Raw genomic sequence first — 17,979 nt, forward strand, 5'->3', positions numbered from 1 at the left:
AACAGCGTCAGCCGCTTTGCTGTGCATTGGCTGTGTCGAACTGCAGGCTTGCCTGTGACCTGCCGCAGTGTTGTGTCGGATTCTGCTGGATCATTCGCGGCGAGCTTGTGCCGGGGCCCGTAACCACGCGGATTGCCCCTCCGGACTGAGGAATGATCCAGCAGAATCCGACGCCGTTCCTCCCCGAACCGGCACAACCTCCGGACAGGTGGCTAGGCTGGGACTCACAGGGTGCTCACAGCAACGGCAAAGCACTGGCAAACCGGCAGATTGGAGAGTTGTCCCATGGCATCCTCGCACTCCATGACCAACAACCTTCCGCAGCTCAGCCACCCGGACGGTTCCCCCATCCGTGCCCTCGTGGTGGACGACGAACCCAGCCTCGCCGAGCTCATGAGCATGGGCCTGCGCATGGCGGGTTGGTCGGTGGCGGTGGCCGGCGACGGTCCCGCTGCGGTAAAGCTCGCCAAGGACTTCCGTCCGGATGTCCTGGTGCTGGATGTCATGCTTCCAGGGTTCGACGGCGTTGAGCTGCTCGGCAGGATCCGCACCTTTGCGCCTGAGGTGCCCGCGCTCTTCCTCACCGCCAAGGATGACGTGCAGGACCGCATCGTCGGGTTGGCCGCCGGCGGCGACGATTATGTCACCAAGCCCTTCAGCATGGAGGAAGTCCTGCTACGCCTGCACCGCCTGGTCCAGCGCTCGGGAGTGGCCGCGATGGACACTGCCGAGCTGGTTGTAGGCGACCTGACCCTGAACGTGGACACGCGTGAAGTTACCCGTGGCGGCGAAGACATCCCGCTCACGGCGACCCAGTTCGAGCTCTTGCGCTACCTCATGGAAAATCCCAAACGCGTGGTCAGCAAGGCTCAGATCCTCGACCGCGTGTGGGACTACGATTTCGGCGGGCAAGCAAACATCGTGGAGCTTTACATCTCATACCTGCGTAAGAAGATCGAGGCCAACCACCCGCCCATGATCCACACCGTGCGCGGAGCAGGCTACGTCATCAAGCCTGCCGAATAGCCGGGGCGTCGAATGTCCGCACTCTCGGGTATCCCCCGCCAGACCGACCATCGTTGGTTCAATCCTTCAACCTGGCACTTGCGCACGCGCTTGATCCTTCTCTCCATGGCGCTCCTCGTGGCCATCTGCGGTGCCGTCGGGGTGGTCAGCTACGCCTCCATGGACGTGTTCCTCACGAAGCAGCTCGACCAGCAATTGATGCAGGCCTCCCATGGCCGCCCGCCGCAAGGCAACCCGGGCGGCCGTCCGGACCCCTTGGACCCCCGGGGCCAGAGCATCGGCACGCTGAATGCGCGTATTCTCGCAGGTCAGGTGAGCAGCGATGCTGGATTCTTGTCCTCCGATGCCACCCGTGCGCCGTTGTCGCCCAGCGACGCTCGAATCCTGTCCGCGCTCCCGCCCGATGGCCGCCCGGTTGATCGCACCCTGTCCAATGGCGGCTACCGGCTGGTGGCCACCGAAACTCCTTACGGCGATGTTGTCATCACGGGGCTGCCACTCGCCTCGAAAGAGGACACCGAGGCCTCGCTCGTGTGGACCATGGTGCTGGTGTCCTTGGGCGGACTGGTCCTGATCGGACTGGCCGGAACCGTGCTGATCCGCCGCACCATGCGCCCCCTGGAGCAACTCTCCGACGTCGCCACGAAGGTATCGAAACTTCCGCTCGACGCCGGTGAGGTGGCACTCGCGGTGCGCGTTCCGGCGTCGGCGGCCCACCCGAGCACGGAAGTGGGAAGTGTCGGCCATGCTTTGAACCTGATGCTGGACAACGTCTCGAGCGCCCTCGAAGCCCGCCAGCAAAGCGAAACGAAGGTGCGCCAGTTCGTCGCCGATGCCTCGCACGAACTGCGCACTCCGCTGACCGCCATCCGCGGCTACACCGAGCTCTTGCGCATGACCGAGACGTTCACCGAGGACGGGCGCAAGTCGCTGGGACGGGTGCAGAGCCAGTCCGAACGCATGACCACCCTCGTTGAGGACCTCCTTCTGTTGGCCCGGCTGGACGAAGGGAAGGCCCCCGAGTTCACCGATGTGGACCTCACGCAGTTGGTGATCGAGACCGTCAGCGACGAGAAGGTCATGGCCCCAGGGCACATCTGGCAGCTCAAGCTCCCGGACGAGCCCCTCACGGTCCGCGGCGACACCACTCAACTCCACCAGGTTTTGGCGAATCTGCTCTCCAACGCCCGCAAACACACGGAGGCGGGAACCACCGTGGTCACGGGCGTCATGCGTTCCGCCGATGGCAGCGCCGTGGTGACAGTGACTGACAACGGGCCGGGCATCCCGCCGGAATTCCAGGGCAGGATCTTCTCCCGCTTTGCCCGTGCCGACGCCGCCCGCTCCGGTTCCGAGGGCACCTCCGGGCTCGGCTTGTCGATTGTGGAATCCATTGTCCAGGCGCATGGAGGCACCGTCGAAGTGGCGTCGCGGCCCGGCCGGACGGAATTTGCGGTGCGGCTTCCGGCGCTCAGGACCGCCACGGCCTGAACGGCCGCCCAGGAGGGCGCGACGCCGGTGCGCGGCGGGCGCAAGTCGACGCACCGACGTCGTGATCTCCGTTACCTAAATGTGACTTAAGTAAAATCCTCCTGTACCGTCGAATGGGTGCGCGGGATCATTCCGGCCACCGCCGGGTAGGCGCCGAGCTCTGCCACTCCCCGGTGCCCAAAAATCCAGGCAGAGACGGGGGACCCAGGTCTCCGGGCAAGCGCTCATGTTGAGCCAGCCCTAGGGGTGAAGCCGTACCGCCACGATTCCCAGTGGCCACGGCCGGATGACCTCATCCGAATCCGACAGCTAACTCCGCAGGCGTCGAGAGGCAATCACCATGTCTGATTCCAGGAATCAGTCGCGCCCTGTTGCGCGCCACCGCGGCGAACCTGCCCGGAGAAACAAGTCACGTTCCACGTTGAGGCGAGCCGCCTCGAATCTCGGCACCGGCCAGCGCATGGCAGTTGTTGCCGGCGTCGTTGCCGTGTTCCTCGGTGCAGGTGCCGCCACCCAGGCCGCCGGACAAGCCATCAATGCCCAGGACATGAGCCGCACGTCCGAATCCCGCGCGGCGGATAACTCAGCCACGCCATCGGCCGCCGCCACGCCGTCGGCGAGCGCAAGCGCAAGCCCCAAGCCGAGCGCCGCGCCGACGCCGAGCCAGGCACCTGCCCCCGCTCCGGCCGCCGTCGCACCGCAGGCCGCCGTCGCACCGCAGGCCGCCGCACCGGCCGCGCCCGCGGCACCGCCCGCTCCAGCAGCCCCGGCCGCACCTGTCGCCGTCGATGATCCCTCCGGCGCACAGGCTTATGCCGCAAGCATCCTTCCATCCTACGGTTGGGGTCAGGGCGAGATGTCCGCCCTGCTCACCTTGTGGAACAAGGAATCGGATTGGCGCACCACTGCCACCAACGCCTCCAGTGGCGCTTACGGCATTGGGCAATCGCTGCCGGGCGAAAAAATGGCATCAGAAGGCGCCGACTGGCAGACCAACTACCAGACGCAGATCCGCTGGGGCCTGAACTACATCAAGGAACGCTACGGATCGCCGTCCGCGGCGTGGTCCTTCCACCTGGCGCACAACTGGTACTAGACCAAGAGCCACGCACAAGTACGTCGAGGTCCGTCCCTCCAGGGGCGGACCTCGACGTATTTTGGCCAGGCATGTGATTCGCCACACCGGCCATACATCCACAGCCACGTCACAGGTTCCGCCTAAAGCCTTCATATTCTGCAACGGCACTCTGAATACATGACTCTCATCGAATCCACCTCCGGAACCCTGAAGGACCCCGCGGTGGTGCCGCCGGGCCTTCCCATCCCACCCAACACCCCCCTTCAACCCAGCACAGCGCGGCGCGCCCCCGTCGACACCCACACCGCCGTCCCCGTCCTCGATGTCACCATCCCCGTCTTCAACGAGGAACGCGACCTCGAAGAGTGCCTGCGCAGGCTTCACGGCCATTTGCGCGAATCCTTCCCGCATGGCTTCCGCATTACCGTGGCCGACAACGCAAGCACGGACAGCACCTTGAAAATCGCGGAGCGCGTGGCCAGGGAACTGCCTGAGCTCGCGGTTGTCCATCTTGAGGAGAAGGGACGCGGCAACGCCCTGCGCAAGGTGTGGCTCGCATCGCCGGCGCCGGTTCTGGCTTACATGGACGTGGATCTTTCCACGGACCTCGCCGCACTGGCGCCCCTTTTGGCGCCGCTGATCTCCGGCCATTCGGACCTCGCCATTGGCACACGGCTGACCCGCAACTCGCGGGTTGTCCGCGGCCCCAAGCGCGAGTTCATTTCGCGCAGCTACAACCTGATGCTGCACTCGTTCATGGGCGCCCGCTTCAGCGATGCCCAGTGCGGCTTCAAAGCGATCCGGGCAGATGTCGCACAGCAGATCCTCCCGCACACCATGGACAACTCGTGGTTCTTCGACACTGAGCTCCTGGTCCTCGCCGAACGCTGCGGCCTCCGGGTCCACGAAGTTCCCGTTGACTGGATCGACGATCCCAATTCCAGCGTCGACGTGGTGCGCACTGCCCTGGCCGACATCCGCGGCATGGTCCGGCTCACCCGGGATCTCGTCTCGGGCCGCATCCCCATTCCGGAACTGCGCGCAGCACTTGCACGCGGGCCGCTCCCGGCGTCGTCCCGCACCGCCGAGCAGAACCCGCGCAGCAGCCTTTTCGGGCAGCTGGTCCGGTTCGCCGCGATCGGCGCCGCGTCCACCCTCGCCTATGTGCTCATCTTCCTGTTCTGCCGCGGCTTCATGGACCCGCAGCTGGCCAACTTCCTGGCGCTGCTCATCACGGCCATCGCCAACACCGGCGCCAACCGGCGCTTCACCTTCGGCATCCAGGGCGGCAATCCCGTTCGGCACCACTTCGAGGGATTGATCGTCTTCGGGATCGGCCTCGCGCTCACTTCAGGGGCACTCGCCTTGGTGCACAGTACGACGACGCCGGACCGCTGGGGCGAGCTCCTCACCGTAGTTGCGGCGAACCTCGCCGCCACCGCAGTCCGCTTCCTGTTGTTCCGCCTTTGGGTCTTCCGGCAGCCTGCAGCGAAGGCGACTGCACCCACGACACAAGCCAAAACGCGCACAGAAACGGCAGCATCATGACCTCCACGATTACTCCCGCAAGCACGGGACCCGCCGCCGGAAGTGCCGGCGCCGAGGTTCCCGCCGCCCTCGGGACTGCGGACGGACCGCAGGGCCGTCACTCGGCAGGCCCGTCAACCCCGGATGCCACGCCCCGTTGGAAGCGATATGCCTTTGGCCGGCAGCCCCGCTGGGTGCGGCCGTCCGCCGCCGGGCTCCTCGTAGCCACCGCCTTCCTGTATCTCTGGAACCTTGCGGCCACCGGTTATGGAAACTCCTTCTACGCCGCGGCCATCCAGGCCGGCACGAAGGACTGGACGGCGTTTCTGTTCGGTTCGCTCGACGCCGGCAACGCCATCACCGTCGACAAGCCCCCGGCTTCTTTGTGGATCCCTGCTTTGGCGGGCCGGATCTTCGGCTTCTCGCCCCTGAGCATGCTGGTTCCCGAGGCGCTGATGGGCGTCGCCGCCGTCGGTTTCCTTTATCTGACGGTCAAGCGGGTCTTCGGACCAGGCGCTGGCTTGTTGGCCGGTGGCGCTTTGGCACTGACCCCGGTGGCGGCGCTCATGTTCCGCTTCAACAATCCCGACGCCATGCTGACTCTGTGCTTGGTGCTCGCGGCCTACTTCACTACCCGTGCCATCGAACGCGCAGGCTGGAAGTGGCTCGCCGCAGCGGGCGCCGTGGTGGGCCTCGCGTTCCTGAGCAAAATGCTGCAGGGATTCCTGATTGTTCCAGGACTGGGACTCGCGTATCTCTGGGCCGCCCCCACCCCGTTGCGGCGGAGGCTGGTGCACCTGTTCGGCGCGTTGACTGGCATCGCAGTAGTGGCCGGCAGTTATGTTGCTCTGTTCCAGCTGACCCCGGCTTCGGCACGTCCTTACATGGCAGGTTCGCAAACCAACAGCTTCCTTGAGCTGACGTTTGGCTACAACGGGCTGTCCCGCATCACCGGCTCGGGCGAAGGGACACCCGGCGGAGGCGGGGCCCCTGGCGGAGGCGGCCTCGGCGCCTTCGGCGGCGGTGGCGGCAACAGCGGATTCGGTGGAGCAGCCGGGATTACCCGCATGTTCGGCACGAGCTTTGGTGGTGAGGTCTCCTGGCTTCTCCCTGCTGCACTGATTCTGCTGGCAGCCGGCCTATGGTTCACCCGCCGGGAAGCGCGGGCCTCCCGTACCCGTGCCGCGCTTATCCTGTGGGGCGGGTGGATTCTGGTCACGGCGGGAGTCTTCAGCTTCATGAGCGGCATCGTCCACCCCTACTACGCGGTAGCCCTCGCACCGGCAATCGCAGCCTTGGTGGGCATTGGCAGCGTTGAGCTGTGGCGTGGCCGCGGGTATTGGCCGGCCAGGATCGTCCTGGCCGTGGTAATCCTCGGTAGTTCGGCCTGGTCCGCGGTTCTCCTGGGCCGCGACGCCTCATGGCTTCCTTGGTTGCGCATCGTGATCGTCGTCCTGGGTGTGGTGGCGGCCGCGGCAATCCTGCTTCGCCTCGACTCACTGCGGCCGGCTGGCCGGTTCCGGAACGCAGCGGCCGCGGCCGTCGTCGTCGTTTCCCTTCTGGCCGGCGGCCTCGGAACCGCGGCGTGGACGCTCGCGACGGCGGCTACCGCGCACTCCGGTTCCATCCCGACGTCGGGACCCAGCGGTTCCGCCATGGGCGGCTTCGGAAACCGCGCTGGAGGGTTTGGCGCCGCTGGTGGCGCGGGCCAGGCCGCGGGAGGACCCGGTTCCGAGGGGACGGCCGACGCCGGACTGACCGCTCTGCTGACGTCCACCACCACGAAGTGGTCGGCGATCGTCTCCGGCGCCACCCAGGCCGCAAGCCTTGAGCTCGCCACCCACACCAACGTGATCGCACTCGGTGGCTGGAACGGCGGCGATCCCTACCCCACGCTGGCACAGTTCCAGGACATGGTGGCCAAGGGACAGATCGGCTACTACATCGCAGGAGGCGGCATGGGTGGCGGCGGCGGATTCGGAGGCCAAGGCGGCAATTCCGAGGTAGCCTCCTGGGTACAGGCCAACTTCCAAGCCCAGACGGTGGGCAGCTCCACCGTCTACAAGCTGACAAAGTAGATCCCGATGACCACTTCGCATTTCACAGATACCGGTTCCAAGCGAGGGCAGCCGGTTCCGCCGTCGCGGTTGGTGGAGCCGCCGGAAGTGGCCGCTCCCCAGGGAGGGGGCGGCCGGCCCGGCCTGACCGGAAAGTCGCGACAGTCCCGAAAGTCCCGCCCCAACCATGGCCCGCATACGCTGCGGCACCGCGTGGAGCTCGGCATTGTGCTCCTCGCAACGGCGGTCCTGTATCTCTGGAACCTCGGCGCTTCCGGATGGGCCAACCCGTTCTATTCCGCAGCGGCCCAGGCCGGTTCGCAGAATTGGGCCGCGTGGTTCTTCGGATCCTCCGACGCCGCCAACTCCATCACGGTGGACAAGCCGCCTGCGTCGCTCTGGATCATGGGCCTCTCGGTGCGGATCTTCGGGCTGAGCTCCTGGAGCATCCTGGTTCCCGAGGCACTCATGGGCGTTGCCACGGCATGGCTGCTTTATCTCGCCGTCCGACGGGCCGCGGCCCCCGCCACCGGCAATCCACGGCTCGCCCACCGGGCCGGGCTGCTGGCCGCCGTCGTCATGGCCATCACCCCGGTAGCCACCCTCATGTTCCGGTTCAACAACCCGGACGCCCTGCTGGTGCTGCTCATGACGGCCGCCGGCTACGCCACGCTGCGGTCCATCCAGGACAACAAGCTGCGCTGGCTCCTGCTGGCCGGCGTGTTTCTGGGCTTCGGCTTCCTCACCAAGCAACTCCAGGTCCTGCTGGTGGTTCCTGGATTTGCCGTGGCGTACGTGGTTGCCGCGCCGGGTGGAGTGGGGCGTCGTCTCCTTCATCTGCTTGCGGCGGGGGCAGCCATGGTGGTCTCGGCCGGCTGGTGGCTCGCCGTCGTCGAACTCATTCCGGCGAACATGCGGCCGTACATCGGCGGCTCCCAGAACAACTCGATCCTCGAACTGACGCTCGGTTACAACGGCCTGGGCAGGCTCAGTGGCCAGGAGACCGGCAGCGTCGGGGGCGGCAACGGCTGGGGAGTTCCCGGGCTGTTCCGGATGTTCAACAGCGAGTTCGGCGGCCAGATCGCGTGGCTGCTCCCCTCCGTGCTGGTCCTCGGAACGGGACTCCTGTGGCTGGGGCGCCGTGCCCCGCGCACGGATGGCGTCCGTGCCTCGGTGATCGTGTGGGGCGCGTGGGTGCTTGTCACCGGGTTGGTGTTCAGCTTCATGGCGGGCATCATCCATCCCTACTACGCAGTAGCCCTGGCCCCGGGGATCGCCGGGCTCGCGGGCTTGGGCGTCGCGCTTTTGTGGCAGCACCGCGCGCAGCTCGTCGCCGCGGTCATGCTCGCCGTAGCAGTGGCGGCAGCGGGATTCGTGGCCTTCGACCTCCTGGGCAGCACCACCGCCTATGGTCCGGGGCTGCGTTGGGCGGTGCTGCTGAGTGCGCTGGCAGCCGCGGCCGGGTTGCTGCTCTCGGGACGCTTCACCTCCCGCATTCTTCAGCGCACGACGGCGGTGCTCGCCCTCGCGGCCTCCCTCGCCGGCCCACTGGCGTACTCCATCTCAACCGCCTCCGTGACGCATAGCGGCGCAATCCCCAGCGCCGGTCCGACGACCACGTTCGGCGGCTTCGGCGGCCGGGGCGGCTTCGGACAGGGCGGCTTCGGACAAAACGGCGCAAGCCAGAACACAGGCCAGAACAACGCGGCCCAGAACACTCCCCCGCAAGCTCTCCGGCAGCCGGGCGCCCAGGGCGGCGGCTTTGGCGGGAACCGGCAAGGCGGCGGCATGGGCGGCCTGCTCGGCGCCACCACGCCGTCGTCGGAAATGGTTGGCGCGCTCAAATCCGGCGCCTCGAACTACACGTGGGCGGCCGCCGTCGTGGGCTCCAACAACGCCGCAGGCTACCAGCTGGCCACCGAACTGCCCGTCATGGCGGTGGGTGGCTTCAACGGCACCGACCCGTCCCCCACGCTCGAACAGTTCCAACAGCTCGTGGCGCAGGGCAAGATCCACTACTTCATCGCCGGCGGGACCATGCAGGCGAACAGCGGATCGGAAGCCCCTGCCCAGATCGCGCAATGGGTGGCTGCGAACTTCCAGGCACAGAGCATCGGCGGGACCACGGTGTACGCACTGGCTGGCTGAGTGGGCGTCCTGAAGCGTCCAGACGGGCTGTGGCAGTGACCGCGGAGTAATCCGCGATCTGCCACGCCCCGTTTGCCGCTTTCGGGGTCCCCAGAAGAAAACTTTCAAAAAACCCCTTGTTTTGCAAACGTTTGCATAGAAAAGTGGACGCCACTGCAGATCCTGTTTCCAAGCTTCATCGCATCAAGGAGGATGTATGTATTTCGCCGACTGGCTCGTTTTAGGGGCCTACTTCGTGGTCATGATAGGGATTGGCTGGTGGGCCAAGAGTCGAGTGAAAAACGCTGCCGACTTCTTCACCGCCGGTGGGAAGATGCCGTGGTGGCTGGCGGGAATTTCCCACCACATGTCCGGCTATTCGGCTGCTGTCTTCGTGGCCTACGCCGCCATCGCCTACACCACCGGTTTCGCGCTGTATGTCTGGTGGGCGCTCACGATCACCATCGCTTGCCTTGTGGGCTCTGTCTTTTTCGCCCCGCGCTGGCCGCGCCTGAGGCAGCGTTTCGGAATCATCTCCCCGCTCGAATACCTGGCCACGCGCTACAACCTGCCCGCTCAGCAAGTACTGGCTTGGTCCGGTGCTGCGTTGAAAGTCTTCGACGTAGCCGCCAAGTGGGCGGCTAGTGCGATCCTCCTGAACGTGTTCGCCGGGGTTCCGATTGCAGTCGGCATCCTGATCGTCGGCGGGGTCACGCTCATCTACTCGACCATTGGCGGCTTGTGGGCGGACGCATTGACCGATATGGGCCAATTCATCATCCAGTCCGTGGCGGGCATTGCGATGCTCATCTTCGCCGTGGCCAAACTTGGGGGCGTTTCCTCGATCGCCGGAATCTGGTCGCGGCTGCCGGCCTCCCACTCGCAGCCATTCGCCGGCGACTACACCATCGGATTCTTCCTCGCCTACTGCCTGATCAGCACCATTTCCTACAACGGAGGAACCTGGAATCTGGCTCAACGCTTCATTGCCGCCCCGTCCGGCACAGCGGCCCGCAAATCAGTCCTGCTTTCGGGCGCGCTTTATCTCGTGTGGCCACTGGTGCTCTTCTTCCCCATGTGGGCCGCGCCCCTGATCTTGCCCAATCTGACGCACCCGGATCAGGCTTATGCGCTCCTGACCCAGCAGCTGCTGCCGGTCGGCCTGGTGGGGTTGGTCGTCGCCGGAATGTTCTCACACACCATGGCCATGACCTCTTCGGACGCCAACGCGATTTCCGCCGTCGTCATCCGGGACATCATCCCTGCGTTGCGCGGTTCCCGGCGGCCCCTGACTTCGCGTGCGGAACTACTGGGTGGCCGGATTTCCACCTTCCTGTTCATCGGCTTGTCGATGGTCATTGCCCTGAGCGCGGATTCATTCGGCGGCGTCCTGGGCCTGATAATCCTCTGGTTCGGGGCCTTGGTGGGGCCAATCGCCGTTCCCATGCTGCTGGGGATGCTGCGCCCATTCCGGCGCTGCGGCCCATCGGCAGCCTTGTTCTCCTGGGCCACCGGTTTGATCGTTTTCGCACTCGCAAAGTACGCCTTGGCCGCTCCCATCGCGAGCCTGGGCACGGCCAGTGCGCAGACAATCAACGTGGCCGCCCCGGTGCTTGCGTCCGCGATCGTCTATTGCGTCTTCGGCTGGCTGCGCCCTTGGCACAACGAGGCTTCCGACGCCCTTGTCGAGTCCCTTGACCGCGACCTTGAGCCGGCCGTATCGCTTCCAGTTGAAAGCGCCGTCGCATGAGCACAACCGGATCCGAAATACGGAATCAGCTGCTCAAGGGCGTCCTCCCTTGGTGGCTCGAGAACGGAGTCGACAGGAAAATCGGCGGGGTTTTCACTTGCTTTTCCAACTCAGGACGATTGCTTTCGAACGAAAAATATACGTGGTCCCAAGGCCGCTGGGCCTGGCTCTGCTCAAGGATTGCGCTGGACAGCGAGGCCGGAATCATCGGCGAAGATCCCCGGTTGTGGGCCACTCTGTCGATTGAAACGGCCAGGTTCATCCAAGAACACGCCATCCTGGACGGCAGTGTGACGGCATACCGCACATCGGCTGAAGGGCAGGCGCTACCGTCCGGGCCGCAAGGGGAGATCGCGGTCAGTGTACTGGCCGACCTCTTTGCGGCCTTGGGCCTGGCGGGTGCAGCCCGGCTTCCCCAAGCTTCAGAGCGGGAACGTGAAGGGTGGCTGCAATCAGCCCACGCACTTCTCGCCCACGCCGAAGAAAGAATCGAGGCCCGGAACGCTCCGTCCGAGCCATACCCCGTCCGGGCCGGATTCAAGGACGCGGCCGGGCTGATGCTGCTACTAAATGTGGGCGCCCAGCTGCATTTGGCCAGCGGCTCTGCTGAAAGCGCCGACACAGCCGGTGCCGCGCTGTCCCAGCTCCTCGGCGACGGCACCTCTGAAGGCATGTGGAAGGCCGACTCCTGGTGGGAATACCGACCCGACAGCAGCGATGACCTGGACACCCTCCTGGCCCGCCACCGAACCCCCGGTCACCTTCTAGAGATGCTCTGGATGGTCATGGAAGCAGTCGAGATCATGCCTGATCTCGCACCTCACATTCCGGACTGGCTACCGGACCTTGCCGTCCGGGCACTGGAAGCCGGCTGGGATGACCAGCACGGCGGCATCTTCCGATACGTCGACGGCACCGGAGCAGAACCACGGGGCAGGCTCCTCGGCAACGACACCTACGAAACCTTGGTGACCCAGACATGGGACACCAAGCTCTGGTGGGTCCAGGTTGAGGCCCTCTACGCGAGCAGGCTGCTCGCCGAGCGTTTCGGGCGTCCCGACCTCCTGGACTGGCATGAGCGAATCTGGTCCTACACCCTCGACACATTTCCGGACCCCTCCGGCCAGGAGTGGCTGCAAATACGCGACCGCGCGGGAAAGCCCCTCGACAAGGTGGTGGCGCTGCCAGTCAAGGACCCCTTCCATATAGCCCGATCACTCCTCCTGACTACTGAACTAGAAACCCGAAGGACACACACATGACAGCACAGACCACTTACAGCCCCGCCGTTTCCACACACCCGGACCGGGCCGCACTGGGGAAACACGCCGGCGCGCACGCAGCGGAAACGCTACGCAGGGCGCTCCGGAACCAACGGCAGGTCCGGCTGATGCTCGCGGCAGCTCCCAGCCAGGAGGCAACGCTTCAGGCGCTCGCCCAGCAACCCGGCATCGATTGGGCCCGCATAACGTGTTTCCACATGGACGACTACCTCGCGCTCGAGGCGGACGCACCTCAAGGATTCGGAAACTGGCTGCAACGCAAGTTCTTCAGCCACCTTCCGTCGACCACCTTTCACCGCATAAACCCGGGGAACCCCGCCGAAGAGGAAGCGCAGCGCTATGGCACGCTGATGGGCCAAGATCCCTTTGACCTCGTCCTGCTGGGCTTGGGAGTCAACGGCCATCTTGCCTTCAACGATCCCCCGGCCGACCTCACTGACCCGCTGCCCGCCCGCGTCATCAACCTGGACCAGGTAAGCCGCCAACAACAGGTGGACGAAGGGCATTTCGCGAGTGTCGACGGCGTTCCGCAGCGCGCCATCACCGTCTCCATCCCGCGGTTGTTGCATGCCTCCGAAATCATCGCTTCCGTGCCCGGTCTTGCCAAAAGGATGGCCGTCCACAACACGCTGAGCCAGCCGGTCAGCGGAGACCATCCCGGTACTGCGCTTCGCACGCACCCCAACGTCACCATCTACCTCGACGCCGAATCCGATCCGCGATGAACGCAAGTGAGCAGCTCTCGCAGGACTACCTCGGAAAAATCACCGAGCTCCTTGAGCGCATCCGCCTGGAAGAAGCCGAAAACATCAGCATCGCCGCCGGCATTCTCGCGGCCCAGGTGGCCAAGGACGAACTGGTACACATCTACGGCCCAGGCGGTCACTCGAACCTGGCGAGCCAGGAGGTGTTCTTCCGGGCAGGCGGGTTGATGCACGTCTCGGCCATTTTGGACGAAGGCACCCTGCTCTCCAGCGGCGCCCTCCGGTCAATGGCCATGGAACGGACTCCGGGTTACGGCCGGATCGTCATCGAGGATGCGGGCCTCGGACCAGGGGACGTCCTGATCCTGGTCAACGCGTACGGCATCAACAGTGCCCTCATCGACGCGGCACTGACGGCACGTGAACTATCGGTCAAGACCATCGGCGTTTCCTCGCGGGAGCACGCAGAGGAAACAGCCAGTGACCATCCCGCACGGCATCCGCAAAAGCTGAATCTGCACGACGTGGTCGACCACCACATCGACACGAAGGTTCCTGTCGGAGACGCCGTCATGAAGGTCCCCGGGGCACAGGAAAAAACAGCAGCTGTGTCCACGTTCGCCAATGCCTTCACCCTGAACTGGCTCATGATGTCCACTATCAGCAAGCTGAACGAAATCGGGATTGAGCCGCCATTGTGGAGATCGGGAAATGCTCCAGGCGGGGACGCAGCCAACCAGCAATTCATTTCACGTTTCAAAGGACGGGTACGCAAGCTGTGACACACCCGAAAACCATTGTGGGCAAAGACCCCCACCGGGGGACCAACATAGAAATCGCCTACGACACGACCATCCTGTCGGTGCGGGAGATCGATCCGGACCAGGGGCTGCCCGTCATCGCACCGGGGTTTATCGACGGCCAGGTCAACGGTTACGGCGGACTAGACGTCAACGCCGCTGACGTCACGCCGCAAACCATCATCGACATGAGCGCGGAGCTGGCGAAGCTGGGCGTCACGACGTGGGTGCCAACCATCGTGACAGCGTCGGAAGAGGCAATCACCGGCGCGCTCGAACAGATCAACCGGGCCTGCGAAATTGATCCAAGCACCAGGGCAGCCATCCCCTGCGTCCACATCGAGGGCCCGTTCATCTCGGATCAGGACGGTCCCCGGGGTGTCCACGACGCCGACTTCGTGCGCCCCTTGGACGTCCAGGAGGTCCGGCGCTGGCTTCGCGCAAGCGGAATGGTCGGCATCGTCACCGTCTCCCCCCATACGCCCGACGCGCCGGCCCAGATCGCCCAAATCCGCGAACTCGGCGTCCATGTGGCCATCGGACACACGCACGCGAGTCCTGAACAAATCACGGCTGCCATCACCGCGGGAGCCAGTCTGGCCACCCATCTAGGCAACGGCATAGCCACCACCCTGCCCAGGCACCCCAATGCCCTGTGGACTCAACTCGCTGACGACCGCCTCACGGCAGGACTCATAGCGGATGGCCACCACTTGCCCAGCGATACGCTGAAAGTCATGATCAGAGCCAAGACCCCCGAACGCGCTTATCTGGTTTCGGACAGCACCGCGCTGGCCGGCAGCGAGCCAGGCCGCCACCGTACTTCCGTGGGCGGCCTCGTGGATCTTGCCCCTGGCGGGAGGCTCTCCCATGTGGGCACGGATCTGCTCGCAGGGGCCGCCGCTACCCTCCCGGACGGTTTCCGGAACGTGATCCGAAATGTCGGCCTGGATCTATCGGAAGCCCTCAAAATGGTGACGTCCACTCCCGCCCGGGTGATCCCGGGTACCCGACCGGGGCTCGGCCACCTTCAAGTCGGTTCCCCGGCAGATTTTGTCCTGATCACCGCGGGCGGACCCGAAGCAGGGACCATTACCGCGGTTATCCAAGGCGGTCGAAAGGTATCGGGCGAACCGGAATGAGTACCAGCCAACCCGAGCAGGCCGTCCTGCGAGTCGGCGCCGCCGTCGTCGAGATCTTTCCGCCCGCAGGTACCCCAATGGCCGGATTCGCGGCTAGGACGGAACCGAGCACCGGCGTCCACGATCCCCTAACCATCCGGGCGCTGGCCGTCGATGACACCTGCTGGATCACTGTGGATGTATGCGGCCTCCATGAAGACACATGCACCCGCATCGCACACGGTTTGCCGCTTATGCCGGAACGTGTCGCGATCACCGCGACCCACACGCACGCGGGCCCGTGCGTCATGCCGGGCCGGCTCGGAGGCCATGATCCGCGGCTCCTGGAGGAGATCGTCTTGGCTTGCCGCGAGGCCACGGAGGCCGCCGTGGCCTCCCAGCGGCCGGCGACCCTGCAATACGGCCAATCTCGCGGAGTGGACGTTGCCAGGAACCGACGCCATCCCGAACGTGCCGTGGATCCGCCAGTCCAGGTTGCCTCTTTCAACGACGCAAGCGGAGAAGTGGTTGCCTGGATTGTTCTCTATCCCTGCCACCCGGTGGTCCTGGGTCCGGAAAACCGGCTCATCAGCGGCGATTACCCGGCGTTCACCAGGAGGGTCCTGGAGGAACGTTCCCCCGGCTCAGTGGCCCTTTTCCTGCCCGGGACCGCCGGGGACATCAACTCGGGCCATCCCGCCGACGCGTCGTACACGCTTTCCGGCTCCGCCGGCAGGACGATGGAGCAGGCGCGCAAGATCGGAGAACATGTGGCCGCATCCGTGTTGGGGACCCCGCTCCTATCCGTCTCCGATTCCGGGAAGACCTCCGCCGCCCGGAGGACCATCAGCGTGGCAATGAATTCGCGCGATGCGGTTTCGCCCGCGGAGTTGAGCCGGCAGTGGGAGGCCGAAGCGGTTTCGGCAGCTCCGGGCCGGCGATCCCTTCTCAACGCGTGGAAGCAGTGGGCCATGGACCGCAGTCCCGAAGAGGAAATGTCCTGGGAGGCCCCGGTGAGCGTCTTCAACTGGCAGGGCCTGACCCTCGTAGGATTACCCGGAGAACCATTCCTGGCCGCAACGGAAGCCATCGCCTCCCGGGTCGAGGGGCCCGTATTCGTCACCGGCTACACCAACGGGTGCCCAGGATACTTCCCGACCGCTGATGAATATGATTTCGGAGGATACGAGGTGGAGGACGCGCACCGCTACTACGGCATGCCGGCCCCTTTCGCGCCTGGCAGTGCCGAAGCGCTGATCCAGGCCGCATTGGAACTCATGGGTGAGCTCCAATGACAGGCCGTCCAACCATCACGCAGTTGGCGGCCGAACTCGGCATCGCTCCCTCAACCGTGTCGAGGGCCTTTACCCGGCCGAACCTCCTCAAACCGGAGACGGTGGCGCTGGTACAAAAAGCTGCCGAAGCCGCCGGCTACGTACCGAACCATCACGCACGCGCCCTCTCGACAGGTCGTGCCGGGGCGATCGGACTCATCGTGCCGGACATTGCCAACCCGTTCTTCCCTCCGCTGGTCCGGGCGGCTCAAAACTACGCGAGCGACCTCGGACTATCCGTATTCTTGGCGGACACGGATGAAGACCCGAATCGCGAAGACCGTCTCATCTCACGGATGGCGCCCCAGGTTGAAGGGCTGATCGTCGTTTCATCCCGGCTCGCTTCGGCCCGCATCCGGCAAATCGCCGATTCCCAGCGCGTGGCCTTCATCAACCGCGATGTTCAGGAGACCTACCGGGTACTGCTGGACACCACGGCGGCCATCCGCTCCGCGCTGACGCACCTGTCCGAGCTCGGCCACCGTCGCGTAGCCTACGTCGGCGGGCCACCACAATCTTGGGCAAACAAGCAGCGTCGCTCGGCCGTGGACAACTTCTCGAAGGTCCATGCCCTCGAGGTCACGCACTTCAGCGCGGATCCGGGCACCTACGAAGCGGCGAAGGCTCTCAGCGATTCGGTGGCAGTGTCCGGCGTCACCGCAGTCATCGCTTTCGACGACGTCATCGCGCACGGCCTGATGGGCGGGTTTGCTGCCGCAGGCGTGGACGTCCCGAAGGACTTGAGCGTCATCGGATGCGACGACACCCTCGCGACCACAACGTTTCCTGCACTTTCGACGATCGCGGTCAATGTCGGTGCAGCAGCCCGGCGCGCCGTCGCTGCCCTATCCGAGAACCCAGGCTCAACCAGCCTGCCCGGAGCGAGGATCATCTTCGAAGGAACCCTCGTCCTCAGGGGAACAGCAGGACCGGTCCGGCCTACGTCCAGCCCGCTAACGCTAGAACCGGAGCTCGATTACCCGGCGACCCGAAGCGTCCAGACTGGCCGTGGCAGTGACAGCTGAGTAATCCGCTATCTGCCACAGCCCATCCGCTGCCTCGCCGCCGGCGTCGCCCACCACCACGGTCCGCATGCCGGCCGCACGGGCGGAAGCGATGCCCGCGGGGGCATCTTCGAACACGACGACGTCGGCCGGCTCGGCACCCAGCAGCGCCGCGGCCCTGAGGTAGCCATCAGGGTCGGGCTTGCCGCGGGTCACGGCCTCGGAGGTGACAGTGGTCGCAGGCATCTCGAGTCCGGCTGCCTGCATGCGCACCCCGGCGAGGATCCGATCGGCCGAGGTGACCATGGCGACGGCGTCGGCCGGCAAGGACCGCAGCAGTTCCCCGGCTCCGGGCAACGCCACGATCCCGTCCGTCCGGGTCCGCTCCATCTCGCCGAGTTCCTCGGCGAGCGCGTCGATGTCAGCTCCGGCCGGGGCGAAACGGCGCACCGTGTCCTTGGCCTGGACCCCGTGTGAAGTCCGCAGGATCTCGTCGATGTCCAGTCCATACCGGCCGGCGAATTCGCTCCACACTTGCTCCACGATCGCGGTGGAATCCACCAAAGTGCCATCCATATCGAACAGGACAGCCCGGACGGTCAGGGTTTTCACGGCTTCAGCAGGCAGGTTCATGAATCCATCCTGCCGTTGAAGCTGGTCCTCGGCCCAACTTTTAC

The 17,979-nt window shown here is 65.3% G+C and carries 14 protein-coding genes and 1 riboswitch; of the genes, 13 read left to right on the forward strand and 1 reads right to left on the reverse strand.

The window, feature by feature from the left end:
- Positions 1-285 precede the first annotated feature (285 nt).
- The 13 genes from ABD742_RS19550 (at position 286) to ABD742_RS19610 (ending at position 17,323) form a co-directional block, all read left to right on the forward strand.
- Positions 286-1,026 carry a response regulator transcription factor gene (locus ABD742_RS19550; RefSeq protein ID WP_234752432.1) on the forward strand — a complete coding sequence of 247 codons (741 nt, stop codon included), beginning with the start codon at positions 286-288 and terminating at the stop codon, positions 1,024-1,026.
- Between the two features lie 12 nt (positions 1,027-1,038).
- Positions 1,039-2,517: a sensor histidine kinase gene (locus ABD742_RS19555; protein ID WP_234752431.1), complete on the forward strand. Its 1,479-nt coding sequence runs from the start codon at positions 1,039-1,041 to the stop codon at positions 2,515-2,517.
- A gap of 164 nt (positions 2,518-2,681) precedes the next feature.
- Positions 2,682-2,855, forward strand: a riboswitch (cyclic di-AMP (ydaO/yuaA leader).
- A 2-nt stretch (positions 2,856-2,857) separates the two neighbouring features.
- A complete protein-coding gene (locus tag ABD742_RS19560; protein WP_234752430.1) occupies positions 2,858-3,613 on the forward strand; it encodes an aggregation-promoting factor C-terminal-like domain-containing protein in 756 nt (251 codons plus the stop codon).
- Between the two features lie 159 nt (positions 3,614-3,772).
- On the forward strand, positions 3,773-5,143 hold the full coding sequence (locus ABD742_RS19565; protein ID WP_234752429.1) for a bifunctional glycosyltransferase family 2/GtrA family protein: 1,371 nt from the start codon (positions 3,773-3,775) through the stop codon (positions 5,141-5,143).
- Complete coding sequence (locus tag ABD742_RS19570) at positions 5,140-7,200, forward strand: ArnT family glycosyltransferase (protein WP_234752427.1); 2,061 nt, start codon at positions 5,140-5,142, stop codon at positions 7,198-7,200. The genes ABD742_RS19565 and ABD742_RS19570 overlap by 4 nt, the downstream gene beginning before the upstream one ends.
- Before the next feature lie 6 nt (positions 7,201-7,206).
- Positions 7,207-9,327, forward strand: coding sequence for an ArnT family glycosyltransferase (locus ABD742_RS19575; protein ID WP_234752426.1), 2,121 nt, complete (start codon positions 7,207-7,209; stop codon positions 9,325-9,327).
- A gap of 196 nt (positions 9,328-9,523) precedes the next feature.
- Complete coding sequence (locus tag ABD742_RS19580) at positions 9,524-11,056, forward strand: sodium:solute symporter family protein (RefSeq protein WP_234752425.1); 1,533 nt, start codon at positions 9,524-9,526, stop codon at positions 11,054-11,056.
- Positions 11,053-12,318, forward strand: a complete 1,266-nt coding sequence (locus ABD742_RS19585) for an AGE family epimerase/isomerase (protein WP_234752424.1) — start codon at positions 11,053-11,055, stop codon at positions 12,316-12,318. Before ABD742_RS19580 ends, ABD742_RS19585 begins: the two co-directional genes overlap by 4 nt.
- The gene (locus ABD742_RS19590) at positions 12,315-13,064 is read left to right on the forward strand and encodes a 6-phosphogluconolactonase (protein ID WP_234752422.1); all 750 of its coding nucleotides are present in this window, start codon (positions 12,315-12,317) and stop codon (positions 13,062-13,064) included. The genes ABD742_RS19585 and ABD742_RS19590 overlap by 4 nt, the downstream gene beginning before the upstream one ends.
- Entirely contained in the window at positions 13,061-13,825 is a 765-nt protein-coding gene (locus ABD742_RS19595) for a sugar isomerase domain-containing protein (RefSeq protein WP_234752421.1), read from the forward strand. Before ABD742_RS19590 ends, ABD742_RS19595 begins: the two co-directional genes overlap by 4 nt.
- Positions 13,822-14,985, forward strand: a complete 1,164-nt coding sequence (locus tag ABD742_RS19600; protein ID WP_234752420.1) for an N-acetylglucosamine-6-phosphate deacetylase — start codon at positions 13,822-13,824, stop codon at positions 14,983-14,985. The genes ABD742_RS19595 and ABD742_RS19600 overlap by 4 nt, the downstream gene beginning before the upstream one ends.
- The gene (locus tag ABD742_RS19605) at positions 14,982-16,259 is read left to right on the forward strand and encodes a neutral/alkaline non-lysosomal ceramidase N-terminal domain-containing protein (protein WP_234752419.1); all 1,278 of its coding nucleotides are present in this window, start codon (positions 14,982-14,984) and stop codon (positions 16,257-16,259) included. The genes ABD742_RS19600 and ABD742_RS19605 overlap by 4 nt, the downstream gene beginning before the upstream one ends.
- On the forward strand, positions 16,256-17,323 hold the full coding sequence (locus ABD742_RS19610; RefSeq protein ID WP_234752418.1) for a LacI family DNA-binding transcriptional regulator: 1,068 nt from the start codon (positions 16,256-16,258) through the stop codon (positions 17,321-17,323). The genes ABD742_RS19605 and ABD742_RS19610 overlap by 4 nt, the downstream gene beginning before the upstream one ends.
- Here the strand turns inward: ABD742_RS19610 and ABD742_RS19615 are convergent.
- Complete coding sequence (locus ABD742_RS19615) at positions 17,258-17,935, reverse strand: HAD-IA family hydrolase (protein WP_234752416.1); 678 nt, start codon at positions 17,933-17,935, stop codon at positions 17,258-17,260. The genes ABD742_RS19610 and ABD742_RS19615 overlap by 66 nt on opposite strands.
- Between the last annotated feature and the right edge of the window lie 44 nt (positions 17,936-17,979).

It is taken from the genome of Arthrobacter ramosus (assembly GCF_039535095.1).
Taxonomy (GTDB): domain Bacteria; phylum Actinomycetota; class Actinomycetes; order Actinomycetales; family Micrococcaceae; genus Arthrobacter; species Arthrobacter ramosus.

What these genes read in the sequence shown, in the direction of transcription:
- ABD742_RS19550 (WP_234752432.1), top strand. Translation starts at nt 286, where the DNA reads ATGGCATCCTCGCACTCCATGACCAACAACCTTCCGCAGCTCAGCCAC.
- ABD742_RS19555 (WP_234752431.1), top strand. Translation starts at nt 1,039, where the DNA reads ATGTCCGCACTCTCGGGTATCCCCCGCCAGACCGACCATCGTTGGTTC.
- ABD742_RS19560 (WP_234752430.1), top strand. Translation starts at nt 2,858, where the DNA reads ATGTCTGATTCCAGGAATCAGTCGCGCCCTGTTGCGCGCCACCGCGGC.
- ABD742_RS19565 (WP_234752429.1), top strand. Translation starts at nt 3,773, where the DNA reads ATGACTCTCATCGAATCCACCTCCGGAACCCTGAAGGACCCCGCGGTG.
- ABD742_RS19570 (WP_234752427.1), top strand. Translation starts at nt 5,140, where the DNA reads ATGACCTCCACGATTACTCCCGCAAGCACGGGACCCGCCGCCGGAAGT.
- ABD742_RS19575 (WP_234752426.1), top strand. Translation starts at nt 7,207, where the DNA reads ATGACCACTTCGCATTTCACAGATACCGGTTCCAAGCGAGGGCAGCCG.
- ABD742_RS19580 (WP_234752425.1), top strand. Translation starts at nt 9,524, where the DNA reads ATGTATTTCGCCGACTGGCTCGTTTTAGGGGCCTACTTCGTGGTCATG.
- ABD742_RS19585 (WP_234752424.1), top strand. Translation starts at nt 11,053, where the DNA reads ATGAGCACAACCGGATCCGAAATACGGAATCAGCTGCTCAAGGGCGTC.
- ABD742_RS19590 (WP_234752422.1), top strand. Translation starts at nt 12,315, where the DNA reads ATGACAGCACAGACCACTTACAGCCCCGCCGTTTCCACACACCCGGAC.
- ABD742_RS19595 (WP_234752421.1), top strand. Translation starts at nt 13,061, where the DNA reads ATGAACGCAAGTGAGCAGCTCTCGCAGGACTACCTCGGAAAAATCACC.
- ABD742_RS19605 (WP_234752419.1), top strand. Translation starts at nt 14,982, where the DNA reads ATGAGTACCAGCCAACCCGAGCAGGCCGTCCTGCGAGTCGGCGCCGCC.
- ABD742_RS19610 (WP_234752418.1), top strand. Translation starts at nt 16,256, where the DNA reads ATGACAGGCCGTCCAACCATCACGCAGTTGGCGGCCGAACTCGGCATC.
- ABD742_RS19615 (WP_234752416.1), bottom strand. Translation starts at nt 17,935, where the DNA reads ATGAACCTGCCTGCTGAAGCCGTGAAAACCCTGACCGTCCGGGCTGTC.